At 42.1% G+C, this 4,030-nt stretch carries 4 protein-coding genes and 1 pseudogene; 4 read left to right on the forward strand and 1 reads right to left on the reverse strand.

Annotated elements, in window-relative coordinates:
- The first annotated feature begins 317 nt into the window (after positions 1 to 317).
- From grxC to LC574_RS29760, 3 genes are all read left to right on the forward strand, one after another.
- Positions 318 to 632, forward strand: a complete 315-nt coding sequence (grxC, locus tag LC574_RS29750; protein WP_069070140.1) for a glutaredoxin 3 — start codon at positions 318 to 320, stop codon at positions 630 to 632.
- Between the two features lie 433 nt (positions 633 to 1,065).
- Positions 1,066 to 1,551: a tRNA adenosine(34) deaminase TadA gene (gene tadA / locus LC574_RS29755; RefSeq protein WP_229457213.1), complete on the forward strand. Its 486-nt coding sequence runs from the start codon at positions 1,066 to 1,068 to the stop codon at positions 1,549 to 1,551.
- 112 nt (positions 1,552 to 1,663) lie between these two features.
- Positions 1,664 to 2,422, forward strand: a complete 759-nt coding sequence (locus tag LC574_RS29760; protein WP_229457214.1) for a 1-acyl-sn-glycerol-3-phosphate acyltransferase — start codon at positions 1,664 to 1,666, stop codon at positions 2,420 to 2,422.
- Positions 2,423 to 2,454: 32 nt separating this feature from the next.
- Here LC574_RS29760 and LC574_RS29765 read toward each other — a convergent pair whose 3' ends face one another.
- Positions 2,455 to 3,129 carry a tail fiber domain-containing protein gene (locus LC574_RS29765; protein WP_229457215.1) on the reverse strand — a complete coding sequence of 225 codons (675 nt, stop codon included), beginning with the start codon at positions 3,127 to 3,129 and terminating at the stop codon, positions 2,455 to 2,457.
- A 537-nt stretch (positions 3,130 to 3,666) separates the two neighbouring features.
- On the opposite strand from LC574_RS29765, the pseudogene LC574_RS29770 reads away from it, so the two are divergent.
- Positions 3,667 to 4,030: pseudogene (locus LC574_RS29770) on the forward strand (hypothetical protein); the annotation flags it as partial.

The following is a 4,030-nucleotide window of genomic DNA, read 5'->3' on the forward strand; positions in this document are numbered from 1 at the left end:
AATAAACGACCACCCGAATTCAATAAACGACCACCCGAATTCAATATATTTATTGCATAAATTCTCAAAACCTCATTTGAAACCTGATTTACTAAGGTTTTAGCTTTAGTTTTACCCCACCCTAACCATCACTGCGATTAAGTAGGTAATCTTTGGGATTTAAGAAGAAATTCGACTTGTGTGTACACGGTAGCCCCGCAAGCGGGGAGGGGAGCGTTTGCGTGAGCAAATGCGGGGTGGGATTCTTTATTTTTGATTTATGCAAGAGGTCTAATGATCTAGGCTAGAGACACAGTTAAAACCTTGCTTAAGAAAATATGCTGGACTTTCTTAATCCCCTTTTAAATCGCCATCCAGAGCGAGTCAAAGCCAACGTCGAACTTTACACATGGCAAACTTGTCCTTACTGCATCCGTGCCAAAATGCTGCTGTGGTGGAAAGGTGTAAATTTTACTGAATATAAAATCGACGGCGACGAAGCAGCCAGAGCGAAAATGGCAGAACGCGCTAACGGACGCCGTACTGTACCGCAAATTTTTATTAATAACCAGCACATTGGCGGCTGCGATGACCTCTATCAGCTAGACACACAAAGTCAACTCGATCCTCTTTTAGCCCAAGCTGCTATTTAGCTTCAGATTTCTAGTCCTTGCCATTACCCCCCATTTTTGTAACAGTTAAAGTATTGCACTGACACACATCCCGCCTAGAACTTAAGTTCTAGGCTAATAGCTCAAGTCCACTCAAGTGGACTGAAATTCTTGTTTAGTCCTCTTAAGAGGACTTTAGCTATTAGCCTTGGAATTTATTCCAAGGCGGGATAACAACGAAGCGGATATTGTCAAATGTAAGTAATGACAAGACTTCTAGGCTGTGGGCTATATAGCGTTTTCTAATCATACAAGGTATATCTTAGCCCTCTCTCGAAGAGCGGGGAAGGGCTTGGGGGTGGAGTTCTGTACTTACTCAACCGAGAACCGCTATATACTTTTTCTTTCTCGTAGCATCGGTGTCTCGCCCGTCCAAAGGCGAGCAGAATTTTAAAATTTTTATATTGATAAGTATATGTTAACTCAATACACAGAATATCTTATACATCAAAAATGGATGAGTTGTGCCCTAGAATTAGCAAAAGCAGCAGGTGATGCAGGTGAAGTCCCTGTAGGTGCTGTTATCATTGATTCAACAGGCAAATTGCTAGCACAAGGAGAAAACAGAAAAGAGCGCGACAAAGACCCTACCGCTCATGCGGAAATTCTCGCTCTCAAAAGAGCTGCAACAACTTTACAAAATTGGCATCTTAATGAATGCACCCTCTACGTAACTCTTGAACCTTGCCCGATGTGTGCAGGTGCGATCGTCCAAGCGCGTCTAGGACTACTTGTATATGGAGTAGACGATACCAAAACTGGCGCAATTCGTACAGTTATTAACATACCCGATAGTGCTGCTTCTAATCACCGCTTACAGGTAATCGGAGGCGTTCTAGAGTCAGCTTGTCGTAAACAATTACAGGCTTGGTTTGCTACTAAGCGGCGTAGTGTAAACTAACAGACAGAGGTAAAACTGTCCATCTAGTACCAGACAAGTTACGCAAGAGAATCTACGGTGTAACTAATCAGACTTTTCGTTACATTTTTCCCGTCAATCAGCTGCATCCGTCATGATGGAATTTTACTCTTCATCCGATACCTGCCAGCAGACACCAGCAAATCATCAGGTGGCTGGTACTACCTCAAGGGTTTCTCCTTGGTTAAGTCCTCTGGCATATTTATTAGGGCGTCAGTGCCTATTACCATTATTCTTTGGGCAAATTAGCATAACCGGACAAAAAAATATCCCTACCACTGGGCCTGTGATCTTCGCGCCTACTCATCGGGCGCGTTGGGATGCATTGCTCGTACCCTACGCTACCGTTGATTGTCGGAGAGAACAAGACCTGCGGTTTATGGTGACTATCGACGAATGCCAAGGTTTGCAAGGCTGGTTTGTGCAACGTTTGGGGGGGTTTCCTGTAAATTCTAAGCATCCGTCAATCCGCACACTGCGACATGGAGTTGAGCTACTTCAGCAACAAAAAACCCTGGTTATCTTTCCAGAAGGTAACATTTTTCGTGATGGCCAAGTTCACCAGTTGAAGCCTGGAATTGCTCGTCTTGCTTTGAGTGCTGAATCTAGTCATTCAGGGCTGGGAGTGAAAATTATACCCATAGGCATTAATTACAGCCAACCTTATCCCAATTGGGGTACAGATGTGAGTATTGACATTGGCTCCCCAATCAGAGTAACGGATTACATTAGTGGCTGTATAAAACAAGATGCCAAAAGCATCACAACTGATTTAGCAAAAGCACTGCAACAATTAAGCCATCAAGAAACAAAAATTACTAATCATGCATTTGCAGAAATTACTAATTCTTGATCTCATTAAACGTAACCTCTAGTTTTACCCTTTTAACTGCTTCGAGTTTCTAGCATCTGTACTTTCTCAACTAATGTTGCGATGGTCTTCTGCTGCTCTTTCACTACTTTAGTTAGTACAGCTACAATATCCATTGAACTTACTGCCTTCCTGTCCAAAGTCGCCACCATGTTCGGAACATCTTCTGCAATAAATCCAGTATGCAGATTTTTTTCACTATCCGCTTTGTAACTAAACTTAACGGGGTGGAGGTCTTTTAATGTCTCAATCGCCTCCCGACTGGAAAGTTCAGCAATATTTTCTTTAACTTCCCTTGATGAAGAGGTTAAAAACAGAGTCGCACTAATAATCCCACTTGTATTAACAGTGACTTTATCTCCTCCAGACCAGAGGCGAGCTACGCCACCTGATGCATACCAAACCCATCGTTGCCCAAGATTTGGAGCTACTACAAACTCAGCACTTTCTCGATTACCAAAGGAAAAACCAGCAACAGCACCACCACTATGAATTTCAGTGCCTCTTACGTCTAGTCTCACAAGGGGATTTGTTGTTCCAATACCAACATTTCCAGATACAAAAAGATTATCCAAATTCCCGGTCTGTGCTTGTGCCCGGCCATTTGCAATTAAGCTAGTAATTATATTTGCGAAAACGAAACCGCCAGTGAGTCCGGCAATTTGACGACGAGAAAGATTATTAGACATTTTTTACTTCTAAGCTCCTGCACTAGTTCAACTTTTGCAAGCATCAGTAATTTAACATCAATATATACTGGCTTAATCAGAATATTTATTGAGATATATCCAGATTTTTCACAAAAAATCAAGCTATATTAAACTCCAAAAACTAAAAAAATAACTGCGGTATACTCACATGTCAAAAATAAAAGTCGATGGCAGGGAAGCAGAAGTTCTGATTTAAGGAAGGCTGAAGCTTCTGAATTCTCTTTGCGTCTATGCTAGTTGAGACTAGGAAGCGTGCTATTTGTCATGTGGCTTGCTAGAGTTTTAATCTTGCTTTGAGAAAACTGCACTGTCAAATATCAAACCTAACCTGAGATAATTATTAGGAAAGAAAGTCGGTAGGCGTAAGGAAGGACAGTTGGGAACTCTATTAAACGGATTTTCAGTCTAAATCAGAGATACTTAGGATGTAGCTTTGCTTTGTCCAAGACCAAAACAGAGTTAAGATACCCAAAGTTTCCATAACTTTTCTGTATAGTCGTTGCACTACTTGACCCCATGAACACTGCTGTCGCTGTTACCTTGATGCACCGTACTGTTTTATCAGTCATAGCAGTCCTCAGCCTGCTATCACCTGTGAATGCTCAGGTACCACAGTTACCAGGCACTACTAGCCCACAACCCATTGACCCTAACGATCCTAAAAACCTGCGTCCCATAACTCAAAGTAACAGCCTTTTGAGCATTGAAGGTGGCGATCGCTTAGTGAAAGAGGCAGACCAAGCCGTTTCTGCTCAAAACTACCCCTTAGCTGCCAAAAAACTGCTAGAAGCACGTCAGGTTTATAATCAGCTATCTAATTTTTATCAGGAATTAAACTCTAGCTTTTCGGGAATTGACAATAGAGTTTCTGATTCTCAGC

The organism is Nostoc sp. CHAB 5715, from assembly GCF_020829685.1.
Taxonomy (GTDB): domain Bacteria; phylum Cyanobacteriota; class Cyanobacteriia; order Cyanobacteriales; family Nostocaceae; genus Nostoc.

What these genes read in the sequence shown, in the direction of transcription:
- grxC (WP_069070140.1), top strand. Translation starts at nt 318, where the DNA reads ATGCTGGACTTTCTTAATCCCCTTTTAAATCGCCATCCAGAGCGAGTC.
- tadA (WP_229457213.1), top strand. Translation starts at nt 1,066, where the DNA reads ATGTTAACTCAATACACAGAATATCTTATACATCAAAAATGGATGAGT.
- LC574_RS29760 (WP_229457214.1), top strand. Translation starts at nt 1,664, where the DNA reads ATGATGGAATTTTACTCTTCATCCGATACCTGCCAGCAGACACCAGCA.
- LC574_RS29765 (WP_229457215.1), bottom strand. Translation starts at nt 3,129, where the DNA reads ATGTCTAATAATCTTTCTCGTCGTCAAATTGCCGGACTCACTGGCGGT.